Genomic DNA, 17,288 nt, shown 5'->3' with positions numbered 1-17,288 from the left:
AAAGTAGTGCTAGACATACATTTAGGATGTTGATTTGAGATTTCTAATTTATTGTTTTTAAATTCCTAAAAACAAGAATTTTATTATCTGTTGTATATAATGTGAAATTGAATAGTTCTTTGATAGAATTCGTTTATTTAGAAAGGATATAATAAATTTTCACGTTTGAATCTTTACAAAAAATTATGATCTAAATCGTTCCATCAATTTTTTACCTGGATTAGTGGCTCTGTTCAAAAACCCATGAACACCAGCTGAAAGTACTAATATAATAGCACCTATAAGTGCTGTATAAGCAATGGAATTATAATCACCATTATGTCGTACATATATTGCTATTAATGCCCAAGCACCAACCAATGCAAATTCTCGCATATTTCTTTTAACAACCATAAATAAATTAAGTAGAACAGCTACAATTACCATAATTATAGTCCAGGTAATGTCGTTTAAACCAAATCCACTCCAATTAATTTTGGTTAAATAAATAGCTAAATTAGCTATTGTCGCTACCGAAATCCATCCTATAAATAGACATATAGGCCACCATACAAACACTATTATACCCAAAGAAGCATCCCAGCGTTCCATTTTGGTCTTGATAACAATTCTACTCAGAGAGAAAACAATACCCAACATTATAAGCACTGATATACCAAAGTATTCATACGTAAATACTAAGACCCAACAGCCAGTCAATACATTAGCAATTAAAAACCAGTATCCTGTCTGTAGTATATGATCTGCTTTTTCCGGTTTGAAAAAAGCATTTCTGATTTGATAAATTGAATAAGCGATAAGACCTGAAAAAATCAATATCCATATTGCAAAAGCATAACTTGCAGGTGTAAACAGGTTATCATACTTATTACTAAGCTCTCCTACGGTAGTATTATTAAAACGCATCGCCTGAGAAACATAATTTATACCAATTACAAATAGAACTGATATGGAGTTAAGTAGTGCTAATATTTTCTTCATGAAATTGTTTTTGTGCCTTTAAAATTAACGTAATGAACTCATATATTTTAATTCAAAAGAAAGAAAAGTTACCGCTATTCAAAACAATTTAATAATTTTTCAAAATCTTCCTCGGTGTTATAGACATTGCAAGAAACTCTCATTGCATTTCCTCTAAAAGAGACAAAAATCTGTTCTTTTTTAAATTTCGTTTTTAACTTTTCTAAATTTATGTTTTCGGGAAGATAGATTCCGAATAAATGATGGGCTCTATACATATCATCTTCGATAAAACATCCTAATTCTCGGAGTTTTTGAACAGTACTTTTAGAAATACTTTTTCCATATTCCTGAATGTTTTTTGGTTGCCATGTAATCAATTGTTCGATGGCTTTTGTCATCATTGGTGTTAGTACAAAATTACTGGATTCTCCTACAGAGTATCGAGCGGCTTTTTCTTGATATCGATCTTCGTATTTGGTGAGTCCAGAAAAGTCCTCACTATTATATCTATTCATCCAATTATGCTCGATTGGTGTACCATTGTTAAAAGCATCACTATAATAAGCCATTCCAATAGCGTAGGGCCCTAATAACCATTTGTATCCACCACAAACTAACGCATCAGGTTTAATTTCTTGAATAGAAAATGGTAATGCTCCAACGCTTTGAGTACCATCAATCACTAACATTGCATTCACCACTTTTGTTTTTTCACGAATAGCTTTTAGATCAAATAAAGTTCCATCTGCCCAGTGAGTGTGAGGTAAAGAGATTACTGCTGTATTTTGCGAAATCGCATTTAAAATGTTTTGATTCCATACTTTTCCACGGTTTTCAAAACTTTTAGGCGGATAAACAATTTTGATAATAGCATTGTTTTTCTTTGCAACTTCTTGCCAGATATATACATTGCTAGGGAATTGTTCGTCTACCAAAATGATTTCATCGCCTTTTTTTATAGGAACATTATTGGCTGCATTGGCGATTCCGTAGGATACTGATGGAATTATAGCTGTATTTTTATAATCAGGAGCGTCAATCAATGTTGCGAAGCGTTGCTTCAGAACTTCTTTTTGATTGAAGAAATCTTCAGGTAAGATTTCATTAGGACGTGCTTTTCTTTTTACGGATTGTAGCCCTATATCAGTAACTGATTTTAATTGCGGAGCCATATAAGCCCCATTGAGATAGGTGATTTCTTCCGATAGATCAAAAAGGTGTTTTTGGTTTTGCATGCTGCTCTATTATTGATGTACTAAAATAACTTCCTTTTTTGTGATAGCATATATTTTAACTTTTTCTGTAGGTTCTAGTGTATGATTACCAGTGAATTCTCCAAAGGCGGGAAGGATGAGTTGGTTTTTTTTCTGATAAAAACAAGGTAAGCGTAAACGTTGTTTGCCCAATCCACCAAGAAGTACTCCAGGATGGATATGACCACAGAAATTGAAAAACCCCTCTCTTTCTTCAGGATGATGACTAAGTAGAAAATCATCTAAAATTAATTCTGACCCTAATTTTACACTTAGTTCTTCATATTTGTGGGGAGAAATAATATCATGATTCCCTACAATCAAAAGAAATTCTGCATTTGCTTTAGATACCCATTCTGAAAATAATATCCATTCATTATTAATAAAACTATGAAATAGATCTCCTAAAAAACATATTCTAGAAGGGTTAAAAACTTTGAATATAGTATCTAATTGATCAAAGTTTTTTATGATGGCTTCTTGCGGCACTGCACTACCGTGTTTTCTGAAATGGGATATTTTTCCTAAATGCAAATCCGCTATCAAAAGCATGTTTTTTTCTTTCCAAAACATTGCACCAGTAGGATGTAGAATAAAGCTCTGATTTTGTACTTGTATAGTTTTTGATTTCAAGGACTTCCTATTTTTTAGATAACAAAGCTACCATCTTTTTAATACGATCTTCAAGTTTTTCGCTTGATAATTTTTCTCGTAATCGATCTGTAATAATAGGAAATGAAAAAGGAGTAGCTTTTTTACAAGGTTTCCATATAATGGATTGCTGCTCAATTCTTTCTAAGGCTTTTTGTAATCTTCCTTCTTCTAATTGATGTTCGAAGGTTTCAATAAAAGCTTGTTGATATAACAGGTTTTCAGGTTCGTAATCTCTAAATACATTGAATAGTAGTTGTGAGCTGGATTGTAGATGTTTGCTTTTTAGCATTTTATCTGGATATCCGGTAAACACCATTCCTGATATTACTGCGATATCTCTAAATTTACGTCTTGCCATTTCTGTAGCATTCAGACTTTTTTGAAGATCATTATGCATATGATCGGTAGCAAAAAGATCGTTATCAATTACCTGTTGCATATCAATTTCTTGATTTGATAGTAATTCAAAACCATAATCATTAAATGCTATAGAAAAAGAAATAGGAAATAGGAGGCTGATTCTATAGGCTAATAAACTTCCTAAGGCTTCGTGAACGAATCTACCTTCAAAAGGGTAAAAGATAGCGTGGTATCCTTCTCGCGTTTTAAACGTTTCGATCAGAAATTCATCAGATCCCGGAATGATACTTTCTTCCTGTTGTTTCTCGAATATATGCGAAAGTGCCTTTAATTCTGTTGATTTAGTTGCTATGTCACTAGAAGAGGCTTTATACAATTCATCACGAAGCATTTCAGACATTTGTGATGTTAGCGTCAATCTACCGCCCATCCAACTAGGCACTTTTGAAGTCTTTTTGGAAGATTTTCTGACTAAAACCTGCATTTCTTTGATGCGTATTAGTTCTAAATTTCTTCCTGCAAAGGTAAAGATATCTCCCGGATTGAGTTTAGAGATAAACCATTCTTCAATACTCCCTATATATCCTCCTTTAATATATTTAACGGTTAAAACTGCATCACTAACAATGGTTCCGATCTGTAGACGATGTCTCATAGCGATACCTCTATTATTTACTTTGAATAAACCATTTTCAAGGATTTCTACTTTTTTATACTCATCATAGCTTTGCAAGCTTTGACTACCTATGGTTATAAAATTTAGTATCCATCTCCAATCATCTTCAGAAATAGCCTGATAACAAAATGTACTTTTGATTTCTTTATAAATAGTTGCTGGATAAAATCCATCAGAAACAGCAAGTGTAGTAAGGTATTGAATGAGCACATCATAACTGTTAAGGTATGGAATACGATCTTCGACTGTATTATGCTTTACAGCCTGTTGTAAAGCAGAAGCTTCAATTAATTCAATGGCGTGTGTTGGCAAAAAATAAATTACACTCGTTTTACCAGGTTGATGTCCGCTACGACCTGCTCGTTGTAAAAATCGAGCCACTCCTTTAGGCCCTCCGATCTGGATGATCGTTTCTACCGGAGCAAAATCAACACCAAGATCCAAACTTGAAGTACATACCACTGCTTTTAAGGATTCATTGCGAATAGCTTGCTCCACCCAAAGACGTGTTTCTTTGTTGATACTCCCATGATGCATGGCCATTTCTCCGGCAAATTCTGGATATTTTTGTAGTATTTTCTGAAACCAGATTTCGCATTGACTCCGTGTATTTGTGAAAAGTAAGGTGGTTTTACTTCTTTTGATAATAGGTATAACTTCATCTAATAAATGAATTCCTAAGTGTCCCCGCCAGGGAAAAGTTTCCATTTCTTTAGGGATGATACTTTTTACCTTAATTTTCTTTTTGATATTTGCTTTAATTAATATGGAGTTCTCTAAAGCATCTGATCGATGTCCTAACAGCACTTCACGAGCTTGTTCTAGATTACCAATAGTTGCGGAAATTCCCCAAATTCTAAGATTTTCAGAAATTGTTTTTAGTCTTGATAATGCCAATTCAATTTGGACACCTCTTTTGGTTCCTAACAATTCATGCCATTCATCAATAATAACAGCGGTACAGTCTTTAAAGGTTTTGTCATATCCCTTTGATGCTAAAAGTAGTTGTAAACTCTCAGGTGTAGTAATTAACAAATCCGGCATGGATCTCTTTTGTGCCGCTCGTTCTTTTTGAGAAGTATCACCTGTTCTGATTCCAACAGTTAATTGTGTGCCTAAATTTTCAGCAAATCTTTCTGTTGCTTGTTTGATTTCTTGAGATAATGCACGTAATGGTGTGATCCAAATGGCTTTAAGTCCTTTTTTATGTTTAGTTTGATAATCGGGATTACTTTTTATGTAGTTTAAAACTATAGGAATCCAAAGCGCATATGTTTTTCCGCTTCCTGTTGGAGCATTTAACAATCCATGTTTTCCTTGCAGAAATGCTTTCCAACTTTGTTTCTGAAACGGAAAGGATTTCCAATTTTGTTCTTGAAACCAGGATTCTGCAATATTGAAGAGTTCTTTTTGCGTCATGATCCTTTCTTTAAATTAGGAATTAAAGCTTTTAAGTCCTCTAAAGTATTCGCTTCTTCTATTTTTTTATCCTGTCGCCATCTCAGAATTCTTGGAAAACGAGTAGCAATACCACTTTTATGTCTTTTAGATAGTGCGATTCCTTCAAAAGCAATTTCAAAAACTAACTCGGGAGTTACACTTCTTACGGGGCCAAAACGTTCTAAAGTGTTTGCTTTTATAAACTTATCTGTTTTTCTGAATTCGGCATCGGTGAGGCCAGAATAAGCCTTCGCAAAAGTGACTAACTCTGTTTTTTCTTCATTCCAAAGGGCAAAAGTATAATCTGTAAAAAGATTTGACCTACGACCGTGTCCGCGCATTGCATAGGTTAGCACTGCATCTATAGTTAAGGGATCTACTTTCCATTTCCACCAATCTCCTTTTTTACGACCAACTAAATAAGGAGAATCTTTTCTTTTTAGCATTAAACCTTCAGAATGTAGCTCTCGAGATCGTTCACGTTCTTTGGCTACATCCTCCCAAGAAGTGAATATCATTTTTTCTGAAAGATGCATCGGTATCTTGGATTCTGGATTAAATCCAGAATGAAAAGTGCCCCTAAACAGTTTTTCTAATAATTCTCGACGCTCGGAAAAAGGAAGTTTTCTAATATCTTTTCCTTTCCATTCTAAAAGATCATATGCTTTTAAGATTACAGGAGTTTTTTCGAGTAAATTTTTAGAAACTGTTTTTCTACCAATTCTAGTTTGTAAATCATTAAAAGTTCCAATTTCTCCTTTAGGGAAAGGTAAGATTTCACCATCTAATACAGTTCCGTTGGGTATGATATTTAAAAACTTCTGAAATTCAGGATATTTGTCCGTTACCAATTCTTCGCCACGACTCCAAGTAAATAGTTCATTGTTTCGTATAATAACTTGTGCTCTAATACCGTCCCATTTATGTTCGGCGTACCAATCGTCTACATCCCCTAAGTTCGAAACTTCATTTTCTACTGCATAGGCAAGGTAGAAGGGGTATGGTTTTGATAGAAAGTCAGATTCTTTTTCTTCTAAAATTAAATCCTGAAATGAAATGGTATTAGGATCCCAGTTCCCCATTAATTTATAGGCTAAAATATCTTCATCAATTTGTGTGGCTTTAGATAAAGCACGAGTCATTAATTTTTGACTTACGCCAATCCGGAATCCACCAGTAATTAGTTTGGTGAATACAAAGCGTTCATAATAGTTAAGTACTTTCCAGTTTTTTAGCAAATATGTCTTTTTTTCTTCTTCGGATTGCCTCTTAAGAGCGATCATCTCTTCTAGAAATTGTGTAAGTGTCTTTGTAGAACTTTCTTTTGATGCAGGAATTACTAACGCTATAGTTTCTGCCAGATCTCCTACAATATGATATGATTCTTCAAATAACCAAAGCGGGATATTTGCTAATTCGGAAGCCCATGTTCTTAGCAAAGTTGTATTTACAGGTCTTGGAGGTCTACGATGTGAGAGTATAGCAATAGTCCAAACTTTATCGTCTTCTGGTGCTTGTTCAAAATAGGATGCTAAAGCATTGACTTTTAAGGTGGTTTTGTTGGTACTATCTAAAGTTTTGACAAGATTTGCAAATTGCTTCATTCAACTACCTCACTTTCTTTTTTAGATTCCATTTCAGCGAGCTCTCCTTCATATTGAGTTTTCTCTGTTCGAGCGTCATAACCAATTTCTCGAAGATATTTAGAGAATATTTCGGTATATCCATGAGTGCTTATAATTTTGGTAGCTCCAGTTTCTTTTACAGCAGTTAATAATCCATCCCAATCACAATGATCCGAAAGCACAAATCCTTTATCAATAGCTCTTCTTCGGCGAGCACCTCTAAACGTCATCCATCCGCTAGCTGATGCTGTTACATAAGGAACCATTTTCCTTATCCAAGTACCGCCATGTGTACTTGGAGGGGCTAGAACTATATTTCCTAGAAGCTCTTCTTTTTTAGTTTCTTTTGTGATTAAGGTAGTTTCTGGAAAATCTATCATTGGCCGTATAACATTTGTCATATTCTCGATAGCACCGTGTGTATAAATCTTACCAATCTCAGGGTTTAGATTTTTTAATAATCTTTGTGCTTTTCCGAGAGAATATCCGAAGAGGATAGAGGTTTTACCTTCATCTTTATTTTCTACCCACCATTGGTTAATATTTTCGAAAACCTCTTTCTGAGGAATCCATTTAAACGCTGGTAATCCAAAAGTACATTCTGTAATAAATGTATTACATTTTATGGGTTCAAAGGGAACGGAAACGCCATCATCTTCTATTTTGTAATCTCCAGTGAAGACCCAGACTTCTCCTTTATGTTCAACTCTTATTTGTGAGCTCCCGATGATATGTCCAGCAGGATGAAAACTAAATTTCACATTATTTATTACGAATACCTCTCCATACTTTTTTCCAATAACTTTGATGTCTCCTAATCGATGTTTAATGATTGGAATATTGGTGTGATGGGTAATATATTGTTTATGCCCCCATCGACTATGATCCGAATGTCCGTGAGTAATAATAGCTTTGTCTACAGGTTTCCAGGGATCTAGAAATACATCGGCTTCAGCACAGTAAATACCCTTTTTAGTGAATTCTAGTAAAGGTTTTTTACTTATAATCATATTTAGAATTAAAATAACATCAGAAAGTTAAGGATTAGATTTTATTACCATGTGTGTTTTTGAAAATATTAGTAACTGTTTTACTTTTTTGACTTTACGAATATTAGTCATTCTCAAGGAATACACGATTAATGTACTTTGATTATAAAAATCTGGTATTTTAAATTTTAAAAGGTGTAGAGTTTAGTTATATTTGCGCCAAATTAAAAAAAAGTAAATGATGTCTATATCTGATTTATTTGATAGTGGTTTTCAAAAACGAAATCAAGATCATTTTGCTGCTATTGTAAAGGTAGCTATGAGTGATGGGGTAATAACTGATGATGAGAAAGCTTTTTTAGATCGATTAGCTCGAAATCTTAGTATTTCTGATAACGATTATAAAGAAATATTAAAGGATTATAATACACATCCGATTAATCCTCCTACGAGTTATGATGTAAGATTAGAAAGGTTGTTTGATTTATCTAGAATGGTATATGCGGATCATATAAAAGGTGATAATCAAGTAGTGTTATTAGAAAAATTATGTATTGGATTAGGTTTTGATCCGGATACTGTTAAGCAAGTGGTCGATAAAGCACTTTCATTAGTTGATCAAGGTGCAGATGGAGATGCTTTTTCAGACGAGATTAAAAAAATGAATCGATAATTTTATCGTTTTAATAAATTATATAAAAAAAGCCGCTTTATAAAGCGGCTTTTTTAGCTATTTGTTTAACTATTTTATAGATTAAGTCTTCTTGCTCAAATGGTTTGGTAATAAAGTCATCCATTCCAGATCGAAGACATTTGTCCCGCTCAGCTTCTGTAGCTTTTGCAGTAAATCCAATAATCGGAACCTCAGAAATTACCTTATCCCCATAGTTGTTTCTTATTATATGTGTCGCTTGATACCCATCTACTTTAGAAAGTTTTAAATCCATTAAGACCAGATCATAATTTCTTCTTTCTAGATAGCTGACGGCCTCTTCTCCATTAATAGCTACATCAACAAAGAAACTACCATGGCTAATAAGTACTTTCATGATTAAAAATTGAGTTGATTCTTCATCCTCTACAACAAGGATTCTGAATTTTTTCTTAGATTCTGGTAAACTGTATTTTTTCTTTTTCTTTTCAGGGGCAGATTTTGTGATTTCAAATTTAAAAGGGAGTTTAATATCAAAAGTGGTTCCTTGATCTGGTTGACTAGTTACTTTAATTTCTCCCCTTAGTAGATCCACCAAATCTTTTACAATTGCTAAACCTAATCCTGTGCCAGAAACCTGTTTATCCTCATTAAAACGTGTAAATCTTTCAAAAATGTTTTCTAGGTTTTCTGCCTGTATTCCTAATCCAGTATCTTCAATCTTAAAATTAATACTTAATTTGTTGGTGCGTTGATAATTTTTAGTGACCGAAAGACTTATTTTCCCTTCTTCGGTAAACTTAAAAGCATTATTAAGGATGTTGTTTAAAATCTGAAATACACGAGTTCTATCTCCGATAAGATATTCCTGAATGTTGGGATCAATATATGTTTCGAATTGTATTCCTTTATCTTCAGCTAGTTTAGAATAGGTTTCCTTAAAACCTTCCATAAGATTGATAAATAAAAATCGTTCGTCCACAATTTTTATTTTACCGGATTCTATCTTAGCAATATCAACCATATCTTCAATCAAGGAGTTGAGATGAAGACTCTGTCTTTTTATAATTCTGGCTAATTCTTCTTGCTCAAAACTAAGCTTTGTTTTCTCTAATACTTCGACAAACCCTAAAATACTTGTTAAGGGAGTTCTTATTTCATGATTTATATTAGAAATAAAACTATTTTTAAATTTCTCTTTTTCAAGAAGGTATTGATTTTTGAGTTCTAATTCTTTACTCTTAAGTATGGATTCGTTTTTCTGCTGAGCTATCTTATTAAGCTCATGATATTTTGTGGAATAATCGAATAAAAGAATGATAACTTCCTGAGCGTTTACCTTTAGAGTTATATCACAAATTTTTTCAATTTTTTCATCTTCTAGATGAATACAAGGGAAACTATAAGTAGTTTCTTCTTTTTCGAATATCTCGATGAAGCTATTTAATATTTCAAAAAAAGGATGTGCATCATAGATAGAAGTTCCAACTTTCCACTTGAAGATATTCGCATCGGTTTCCTTAATTTTTCCATCATGATGAACTACGGTGCATTGTGTTTTTTGATTAAATAGCAACCTTTCTTCTTGATATGTCATAATACTAGGCAGTTATTTCATTTGCAAGATCTAAGAAGAAATCCTGAACGTTTTTATTAGTTTTTGCACTCGTTAAACAATCAACAACAATGTTTTGTTCCTTAAATTTTGATAAAGTTTCCTTTTCGTTCACTAAATCTAATTTATTACCTATAACCTTAATCGTTACTTTTGGATGATTTTTAGCTAAATACGCCAGATCTTTATTAAGATCCTTATAGGTGTCAATTCTGGTCAGATCAAATACATAAATAAAAGCATTAGACCCTAATAGATATGATTTTCTCGTATCTTCTATCTCAGTGTGACCTTCAGTGTCCCAAATGATCATAGATAGTTCACGCCCATCGGGCATTTCAATCACTTTCTTTTTTATTTGAACACCAAGTGTTACTTTATAATCTTCAGAAAATTCGTTGTCGACAAAACGTCTGAATAAGGACGTTTTTCCAACACCAAAGTGTCCTAAAAGCACTACTTTTTTAGACAATTTCATCTTCAAAATGTTTTTTTAATTTTTTGGTAAAAAGCTCGTTATTTTCTAGATCTCTCTTTGAAATATTATGTTGAGCAAAATTAATAATTTGATCTTCTAATACCTCTTTAAACATCATATTATATGCGCCAGAAATAACAGCGGCAATATAATAAGAATAAAAATTTTGTACGTGAATAGTATATAACTCGTATTCGATTGTTTCGAGGTTTTGATTTCCTCCCTGAAAAGCATCTTCTACAAAGCTTTTAATAGCGGTTAGCATTCCAGCAACCATATCTTTGTCCACAGTATTTTCGGATAATGGGCTGTAGTCTGCTATCAATAATCCAGAATCTTTTTCAATGACAAACATTTGGATTAATCTTGGTTTTGCATAATCTGTTATCACTAAGTCACCACCACTAATTCCTTGTGCTCTAGCTTTGGTTCTTTTAAACCAATTTTTAAAAGAGAAAGCCTGTCGGGTTTTTCTATTAATATTTTCACTCAGTAATTTCATTTCATGAGCAATATATTTCTTTATCATTTTACCGATAATAGGAAACAAAGCTTCGACCACAGCATCTTGTGAGTTCTTGATTTCTTCTTTTAAAGCTTCTGTAATGGTTGGTCCAAGGGTTTTAGGGATTTCTCGCACAAATTGTTCTAATTTGTCATCTATGATAGGATCAACCTTATGAGAAAGTTCCTGTTTTTGATGAACAATTTTGCTTAGCTCATCAACTTTTTTTGCAATGGAGTCTGCATACTCCTTCTCTTCAGTAAGGAGAAGTTCTTTGAGAATTTTAAGTTTATCCTGCTCTTCCATAATCTTGGATAAACAGATTACTTCTTGTTAATTTTCTCTCCCATTGCGATCAGGAGATCACCTAATGTTTTTCTATCCACTTTTTTGTCATCCAGCATTTCTAACTTGTCCGTTAGATTGTCCTCCAATTCTGTAATTCTAATATTTATATCAGTACTAAGATTATCAATTGCCAGGTTTAATTCTTTACTAGTATCTTGGATGAAATCTTCAAGCTCCTTTTTTTTAGAAGAAATATCTTTTTTTACTGAATCAAATTCAGAATTATAAGCAGCGATATTTTCTCCGAAGATTAAGTTCTTTATTGCTTCTATTTTTGAAGATGGATCGTTTACTACTTTTTCTTCAATAGCCTTATTTTCTTTCGCCATTTTCGTTAATTTTTGTTTTTGTTTTATGAGCTATAGGTAAATTTAACATAAAAACATTAAAAACAAGGGTTATGCATCGATAATGTTAAATGTTGTTTGCTTTTATGACGAGTAAAATAGGTTTATTTAACCGTAGAGCTTAAAGTGGGTATAGGGGAGAACTCTTTTGGTTTTTTTACCATCTATTGTGCAAGGATAATAAAAATAACAGTACTTAATGGATCTTGGACTCTTTTTTTTGTAAACACCTTTTGTCGATTCATCCAAAATAGAAAAGATGGTGCTAAAAAGAACAGTTGGGTTCTTCGGCTAAATCATTCGGATACTTTCATAAAAGATTTCACTTTCTTTACCATGTTTTTACTACCACAAATAAAAGGAGTACGCTCATGCAATTCTGTTGGCTTGATCTCTAAAATTCTTCTGAATCCATCAGTAGCCGATCCTCCTGCTTGTTCTGCTATAAAAGCCATAGGATTACATTCATATAATAAACGAAGTTTTCCATTAGGAGATTTAGATGTACTCGGATACATGTAAATCCCACCTTTGATCATATTACGGTGTATATCACTTACTAATGATCCAATATATCTAGAAGTATATGGACGGTCTTCTTTTTCTTCTTGACAGTATTTTATATAATCTTTAATCCCTTGAGGGAAATGAATGTAATTGCCTTCATTTACCGAATAAATGTTGCCATCCTGCGGAAATGTCATATTAGGATGTGATAAATAATAAGTTCCTAAAGCTGGGTTTAGTGTAAAACCGTTAACACCGTGTCCTGTAGTGTATACGAGCATGGTTGAAGTCCCATAAATTATATAACCCGCAGCAACCTGTAAATTACCAGGTTGAAGGAAGTCTTCAATAGTCACGGGTGTGCCTGTTGGAGTTACTCTCCGGTAAATCGAAAAGATCGTTCCAACCGAAACATTAACATCGATGTTAGAACTACCATCCAAGGGATCCATGAGAACAACGTAATTGTTTCTGTGATCACTTTTTTGCCCTTTAATGGTAATGAAATCATCATTCTCTTCAGAGGCGATCCCACAGACAATTTCTCGATTAGTAAGCGTATTGATAAAAGTTTCATTAGCAAGAACATCTAATTTTTGTTGATCTTCTCCTTGCACATTAGTTTCGCCAATCGCTCCTGTGATATCAACCAAGCCAGCTTTGTTTACCTCGTGGTTTACCATTTTTGCCGCCAAACGAATTGAATTGATCAATCGAGAAAGTTCTCCACTTGCATATGGAAAATCTTTTTGGTTTTCAATAATAAACTCTCCTAAGGTTTGGTTTTTTTTTGCCATCTTGGTTATGTTGATTTTGTGCAAAAGTATTATTTTTTAGATAACTATAACGTTTTCGTCATCCTAATTTATTAAACTTTTTCAAGAATTGTAAAAACTGAAATTAGATTAGTATTACATTGTAAAATTGTCTGGTTTCTAATACATATTTTATAGTTTTGATAAACTTTTGACTTATGGATTATATAATTAGAGATGCTGTGGCTGATGATATGCCGCAAGTACTAACACTTATAGAAGAATTAGCAATATTTGAAAAAGAACCTGATGCTGTAGATGTAACAGTTAAAGATTTGATCAAAGATGGTTTTGGAGCACAACCATTGTTTCATTGCTTTGTTGCCGAAACAAAGGATGAAATTGTAGGTTTAGCATTAGTATATTTTAGATTTTCTACGTGGAAAGGAAGAACAGTACACCTTGAGGATCTTATTGTTAGAGAATCTATGCGAGGAACTGGTATAGGAATGGCGTTATATAAAAGGGTCATGCAATATGGAAAAGAAAAAGGAGTAAGAAGAGTAGAGTGGAATGTTTTAGATTGGAATAAGCCAGCAGTTGATTTTTACTTAAAAAGTGGTGCTAAAATTCTGGAAGGATGGCAAGTTGTACAAATGGATGAACAAGGATTAAATGAATTTGTTTCGAAAATTTAATATTGATTTCTGGAGTCTGAGTTGATCATGAAACTATTTTATAGATGAAAGTTTTTAAGTTTGGAGGTGCATCTGTAAAAGATGCTAAAGGAGTAAAAAATGTAATTGAAGTATTAAAGAAAGTAGGTAATTCTGATATATTGATTATTGTTTCTGCAATGGGTAAAACTACAAATGCCTTAGAAATTGTTGTAAGTCATTACTTAAATAATAATCGAGAGCTTAAAAACTCCACAGATTTTATAAAGAAATATCATATCGAAATATTAAAGGATCTTTTCGAAAATAAACAACATCCAGTTTTTGAGAAGGTTAATTCGCTTATTTCGGATATGGAGACCACTCTAAAAAGAAATAAGTCTGTACAGTATGATTACGTATATGATCAAATAGTTTGCTACGGAGAATTAATTGCTACAACAGTAGTTAGTGAGTATCTGTCATTAGCAGGATATACTAATAATTGGTTAGATGCCAGAGAGGTTATTAAGACAGATGATATCTATCGAGATGCAGCAGTTAACTGGGAGATGACTCAACAAAATATTACGGAAAAGGTAGATAAAAAAGGATTGACAATTACGCAAGGTTTTATTGCATCCGATGCAAATAATTTTACAACTACATTAGGTAGAGAAGGTAGTGATTACAGCGCTGGGATTTTTGCATATTGTACAAATGCTAATAGTGTATCTATCTGGAAAGATGTTCCCGGAGTACTTAATGGAGATCCAAGAGTTTTTGAGAATACTAAGTTACTTTCACAAATCTCTTATGAAGAAGCCATAGAATTGGCTTTTTATGGAGCTTCAGTTATTCACCCAAAAACCTTACAACCATTACAACGAAAAGAGATTCCTCTTTATGTTAAATCATTTATTAATCCATTAGATGATGGCACTTCTGTTAAAAAAGGGCTAAGATTGGTCCCCCACATACCTTGTTTTATTGTAAAGAAAGATCAAATATTATTATCACTTTCTTCACTAGATTTTTCTTTCATTGTAGAAGATAATATTAGTGAAATTTTTAGCCTCTTCCACGCCTATCAATTAAAAGTAGATCTTATCCAGAATTCGGCAATAAGCTTTTCTGTATGCCTAGATGATAAATTTAATAATTTCGAAAAACTATTGTCACATTTAAAAGCAAAATTCAGCGTTGTATATGAAGAAAATGTCTCCTTATACACGATTAGACACTTTGATGAGGAAGCAATACATTCTTTAGAAGAAAACAAGGATATTTTGCTTAAACAAAGTACAAAAGAAACCTATCAAATGATTGCAAAACAGTAAGATGTCCTATTGAATGATTTTGTTATATTTGTAGTTAGCACAAAACGTATTTAATGGCGGTAGTCACCTCAAAAGAAGTAGCCAAAGGGCTTAAATTAGATAAACTTGGCTTTATTGGCACTTTTGTTGGCTGGATGATCCTTAAAATCACTAGGTTATCGAAGATTAATCGGCAGTATGATAGTATTAGCCATTTAGAAGGTAAAGACTTTGTAAATAGCGTGTTAGATTTGTATGGAGTTACTTTCGAGATTCCACCAGAGGATCTTAAAAGACTCCCTAAAAATGGCGCTTTTATTACATTATCTAATCATCCGCTTGGCGGGCTTGATGGAATTTTGTTGCTTAAATTGATGTTTGAACATCGTTCTGATTATAAGATAATAGCGAACTTTCTTTTACATAATTTCACTCCTTTGAAGCCGTACATTATGCCCGTTAATCCTTTTGAAAAAAGAAAGGAGGCTAAATCTAGTCTTAAAGGAATTAGAGAAGCAATTACGCATCTTAAAGAAGGGATGCCTTTAGGGATTTTCCCTGCAGGTGAAGTGTCTACGCATAAAGATGGCAAAAACATTGTAGATAAGCCTTGGGAACCTGGAGCGATGCGATTGGTAAAAAAAGCTAAGGTTCCTGTTATACCAATATATTTTCACGCAAGAAATAGTAGGTTGTTTTATAAACTAGCATCCATAAATGACACCTTGAGAACTGCGAAATTACCAAGTGAAGTTTTTTCACAAGAAAATAGAGTAATTAAAGTGAGAATAGGTAATCCTGTTTCTGTTAAGGATCAAGAAGAATATGGTAATTTAGAAGATTTCACAAACTTTTTAAGGAAGAAAACATATATGTTAGCAAATCCTTATGAGAAAAAAACTTTGATGGAATCTATCCCACAGAACTTAAAACTTCCTAAGTTTCCCAAAGAAATTGCCTCTGGAGGAAGTATTAATTCTATAGAGCTGGAACTAGAATATTGCCGTGAAAATGATAAGCGTTTATTAACTAGTAAAAACTACGAAGTTTTTCTGGCTAAAAAAGAATGTATTCCTAATATAGTTCATGAAATAGGTCGATTACGAGAGATTACTTTTCGGGAAATTGGAGAAGGAACGAATCAATCTATCGATTTAGATCCATTTGATGATTATTATCATCATATGTTTTTGTGGGATATGGGAGAAAAGAAGATAGCAGGTGCTTATCGTATGGGGATGGGTAATGAAATCTATACTAATTTTGGTATTGATGGGTTTTACTTACAAGATCTATTTAGGTTCGAACCTGAACTTCATAAAATGATGAGTGAGTCAATTGAGATGGGTAGGGCTTTTATTATTAAAGAATATCAGCAACGCCCTATGCCATTGTTTTTACTTTGGAAAGGGATTGTACATTGTACACTCCGTTTTCCTGATCATAAATATTTAATTGGCGGAGTAAGTATTAGCAATAAGTTTAGTAATTTCTCCAAATCATTGATGATTGAGTTTATGAAGTCTCATTATTATGACCCATATGTGGCCCAATATGTTAGACCGAAAAAGGAGTTCAAGGTAAAACTTAAAGATGCTGATAAAGACTTTGTGTTTGATGAGAGTAGGAGTGATCTCAACAAATTCGATAAGATTATTGATGAAATCGAACCAGGAAGCCTTCGCATACCTGTTTTAATAAAGAAATATATCAAGCAAAATGCAAAAGTGGTGGCATTTAATGTGGATCCATTATTTAATAACGCCGTAGATGGTTTGATGTATATTCGTATAGCAGATCTTCCTGATAGTACGGTAAAACCTGTTATGGAAGAGTTTCAGGCTGAATTAGAGCAGAAGTACTTTAAGAATGGTGATAAGTAGATGTAATTGATAGTTTTTTTGTGTAGTTAATCGTAATATTCCCTTTTTTTTCTCTTTTATTTTTTTTAAATACTGATATATTTTCCTAATTTGAGGATTAAACTATCTAACTGTGGTGATACAATATATCTATTTTTCTATTGCCTTATTAGGCATAATATTATTTCTATTTCTTAATAAAAAGCTTTTTAAATGGTTACAGAGTAAAATAAGCAAATTAGAGAATAATATTTTCTTTAGGAGAACAAAGTTTTCTCAACTTT

Annotated in this window: 15 protein-coding genes; 4 read left to right on the top strand and 11 right to left on the bottom strand. The window is 32.9% G+C overall.

The genetic code is table 11. From position 1 onward, the window contains the following. Positions 1–183 precede the first annotated feature (183 nt). The 6 genes from Q0921_RS15830 to Q0921_RS15805 all read right to left on the bottom strand — a co-directional run bounded on the left by Q0921_RS15830 (position 184) and on the right by Q0921_RS15805 (position 7,981). On the bottom strand, positions 184–981 hold the full coding sequence (locus tag Q0921_RS15830) for a tryptophan-rich sensory protein (RefSeq protein ID WP_299258539.1): 798 nt from the start codon (positions 979–981) through the stop codon (positions 184–186). 74 nt (positions 982–1,055) lie between these two features. Further along, positions 1,056–2,198, bottom strand: a complete 1,143-nt coding sequence (locus Q0921_RS15825; RefSeq protein ID WP_299258537.1) for an aminotransferase class V-fold PLP-dependent enzyme — start codon at positions 2,196–2,198, stop codon at positions 1,056–1,058. A 9-nt stretch (positions 2,199–2,207) separates the two neighbouring features. Then, positions 2,208–2,849 (bottom strand): ligase-associated DNA damage response endonuclease PdeM, encoded by a 642-nt coding sequence (gene pdeM, locus Q0921_RS15820; protein ID WP_299258536.1) that lies wholly within the window; start codon positions 2,847–2,849, stop codon positions 2,208–2,210. A gap of 7 nt (positions 2,850–2,856) precedes the next feature. After that, positions 2,857–5,325: a ligase-associated DNA damage response DEXH box helicase gene (locus Q0921_RS15815; RefSeq protein WP_299258534.1), complete on the bottom strand. Its 2,469-nt coding sequence runs from the start codon at positions 5,323–5,325 to the stop codon at positions 2,857–2,859. Continuing rightward, on the bottom strand, positions 5,322–6,950 hold the full coding sequence (locus tag Q0921_RS15810) for an ATP-dependent DNA ligase (RefSeq protein WP_299258532.1): 1,629 nt from the start codon (positions 6,948–6,950) through the stop codon (positions 5,322–5,324). Before Q0921_RS15810 ends, Q0921_RS15815 begins: the two co-directional genes overlap by 4 nt. Continuing rightward, the gene (locus Q0921_RS15805) at positions 6,947–7,981 is read right to left on the bottom strand and encodes a ligase-associated DNA damage response exonuclease (protein WP_299258530.1); all 1,035 of its coding nucleotides are present in this window, start codon (positions 7,979–7,981) and stop codon (positions 6,947–6,949) included. Before Q0921_RS15805 ends, Q0921_RS15810 begins: the two co-directional genes overlap by 4 nt. Positions 7,982–8,201: 220 nt before the next feature. Between Q0921_RS15805 and Q0921_RS15800 the strand changes: the two genes are divergently transcribed. After that, positions 8,202–8,633 (top strand): TerB family tellurite resistance protein, encoded by a 432-nt coding sequence (locus Q0921_RS15800; RefSeq protein WP_299259129.1) that lies wholly within the window; start codon positions 8,202–8,204, stop codon positions 8,631–8,633. Between the two features lie 37 nt (positions 8,634–8,670). On the opposite strand, the gene Q0921_RS15795 is transcribed toward Q0921_RS15800, so the two are convergent. The 5 genes from Q0921_RS15795 to fbp all read right to left on the bottom strand — a co-directional run bounded on the left by Q0921_RS15795 (position 8,671) and on the right by fbp (position 13,209). After that, positions 8,671–10,209 carry an ATP-binding protein gene (locus Q0921_RS15795; RefSeq protein ID WP_299258529.1) on the bottom strand — a complete coding sequence of 513 codons (1,539 nt, stop codon included), beginning with the start codon at positions 10,207–10,209 and terminating at the stop codon, positions 8,671–8,673. A 4-nt stretch (positions 10,210–10,213) separates the two neighbouring features. Continuing rightward, positions 10,214–10,705: a Rab family GTPase gene (locus Q0921_RS15790; protein ID WP_299258527.1), complete on the bottom strand. Its 492-nt coding sequence runs from the start codon at positions 10,703–10,705 to the stop codon at positions 10,214–10,216. After that, complete coding sequence (locus tag Q0921_RS15785) at positions 10,692–11,516, bottom strand: cell envelope biogenesis protein OmpA (protein ID WP_299258525.1); 825 nt, start codon at positions 11,514–11,516, stop codon at positions 10,692–10,694. The genes Q0921_RS15790 and Q0921_RS15785 overlap by 14 nt, the downstream gene beginning before the upstream one ends. A gap of 17 nt (positions 11,517–11,533) precedes the next feature. Next, complete coding sequence (locus Q0921_RS15780; RefSeq protein ID WP_299258523.1) at positions 11,534–11,887, bottom strand: fructose 1,6-bisphosphatase; 354 nt, start codon at positions 11,885–11,887, stop codon at positions 11,534–11,536. 314 nt (positions 11,888–12,201) lie between these two features. Further along, positions 12,202–13,209: a class 1 fructose-bisphosphatase gene (fbp, locus tag Q0921_RS15775; protein ID WP_299258521.1), complete on the bottom strand. Its 1,008-nt coding sequence runs from the start codon at positions 13,207–13,209 to the stop codon at positions 12,202–12,204. 176 nt (positions 13,210–13,385) lie between these two features. On the opposite strand from fbp, the gene Q0921_RS15770 reads away from it, so the two are divergent. Genes Q0921_RS15770 through Q0921_RS15760 form a run of 3 tightly spaced genes read left to right on the top strand, consistent with a single transcriptional unit; the run spans position 13,386 to position 17,025 of the window. Further along, on the top strand, positions 13,386–13,865 hold the full coding sequence (locus tag Q0921_RS15770) for a GNAT family N-acetyltransferase (protein WP_299258519.1): 480 nt from the start codon (positions 13,386–13,388) through the stop codon (positions 13,863–13,865). Between the two features lie 44 nt (positions 13,866–13,909). After that, positions 13,910–15,163: an aspartate kinase gene (locus Q0921_RS15765; RefSeq protein WP_299258517.1), complete on the top strand. Its 1,254-nt coding sequence runs from the start codon at positions 13,910–13,912 to the stop codon at positions 15,161–15,163. Positions 15,164–15,216: 53 nt separating this feature from the next. Beyond that, positions 15,217–17,025 (top strand): lysophospholipid acyltransferase family protein, encoded by a 1,809-nt coding sequence (locus Q0921_RS15760; protein ID WP_299258515.1) that lies wholly within the window; start codon positions 15,217–15,219, stop codon positions 17,023–17,025. The last annotated feature ends 263 nt before the right edge of the window (positions 17,026–17,288 follow it).

Source organism: uncultured Aquimarina sp., from assembly GCF_947496855.1.
In the GTDB taxonomy this organism is placed as follows: Bacteria; Bacteroidota; Bacteroidia; order Flavobacteriales; family Flavobacteriaceae; genus Aquimarina.
Note: the sequence above shows the minus strand (reverse complement) of the source record. Positions and strands in the feature narration are given on the sequence as shown.

Coding starts and splice junctions, on each gene's coding strand:
- Q0921_RS15830 (WP_299258539.1), bottom strand. CDS start 981: ATGAAGAAAATATTAGCACTACTTAACTCCATATCAGTTCTATTTGTA.
- Q0921_RS15825 (WP_299258537.1), bottom strand. CDS start 2,198: ATGCAAAACCAAAAACACCTTTTTGATCTATCGGAAGAAATCACCTAT.
- Q0921_RS15815 (WP_299258534.1), bottom strand. CDS start 5,325: ATGACGCAAAAAGAACTCTTCAATATTGCAGAATCCTGGTTTCAAGAA.
- Q0921_RS15810 (WP_299258532.1), bottom strand. CDS start 6,950: ATGAAGCAATTTGCAAATCTTGTCAAAACTTTAGATAGTACCAACAAA.
- Q0921_RS15805 (WP_299258530.1), bottom strand. CDS start 7,981: ATGATTATAAGTAAAAAACCTTTACTAGAATTCACTAAAAAGGGTATT.
- Q0921_RS15800 (WP_299259129.1), top strand. CDS start 8,202: ATGTCTATATCTGATTTATTTGATAGTGGTTTTCAAAAACGAAATCAA.
- Q0921_RS15795 (WP_299258529.1), bottom strand. CDS start 10,209: ATGACATATCAAGAAGAAAGGTTGCTATTTAATCAAAAAACACAATGC.
- Q0921_RS15790 (WP_299258527.1), bottom strand. CDS start 10,705: ATGAAATTGTCTAAAAAAGTAGTGCTTTTAGGACACTTTGGTGTTGGA.
- Q0921_RS15785 (WP_299258525.1), bottom strand. CDS start 11,516: ATGGAAGAGCAGGATAAACTTAAAATTCTCAAAGAACTTCTCCTTACT.
- Q0921_RS15780 (WP_299258523.1), bottom strand. CDS start 11,887: ATGGCGAAAGAAAATAAGGCTATTGAAGAAAAAGTAGTAAACGATCCA.
- fbp (WP_299258521.1), bottom strand. CDS start 13,209: ATGGCAAAAAAAAACCAAACCTTAGGAGAGTTTATTATTGAAAACCAA.
- Q0921_RS15770 (WP_299258519.1), top strand. CDS start 13,386: ATGGATTATATAATTAGAGATGCTGTGGCTGATGATATGCCGCAAGTA.
- Q0921_RS15765 (WP_299258517.1), top strand. CDS start 13,910: ATGAAAGTTTTTAAGTTTGGAGGTGCATCTGTAAAAGATGCTAAAGGA.
- Q0921_RS15760 (WP_299258515.1), top strand. CDS start 15,217: ATGGCGGTAGTCACCTCAAAAGAAGTAGCCAAAGGGCTTAAATTAGAT.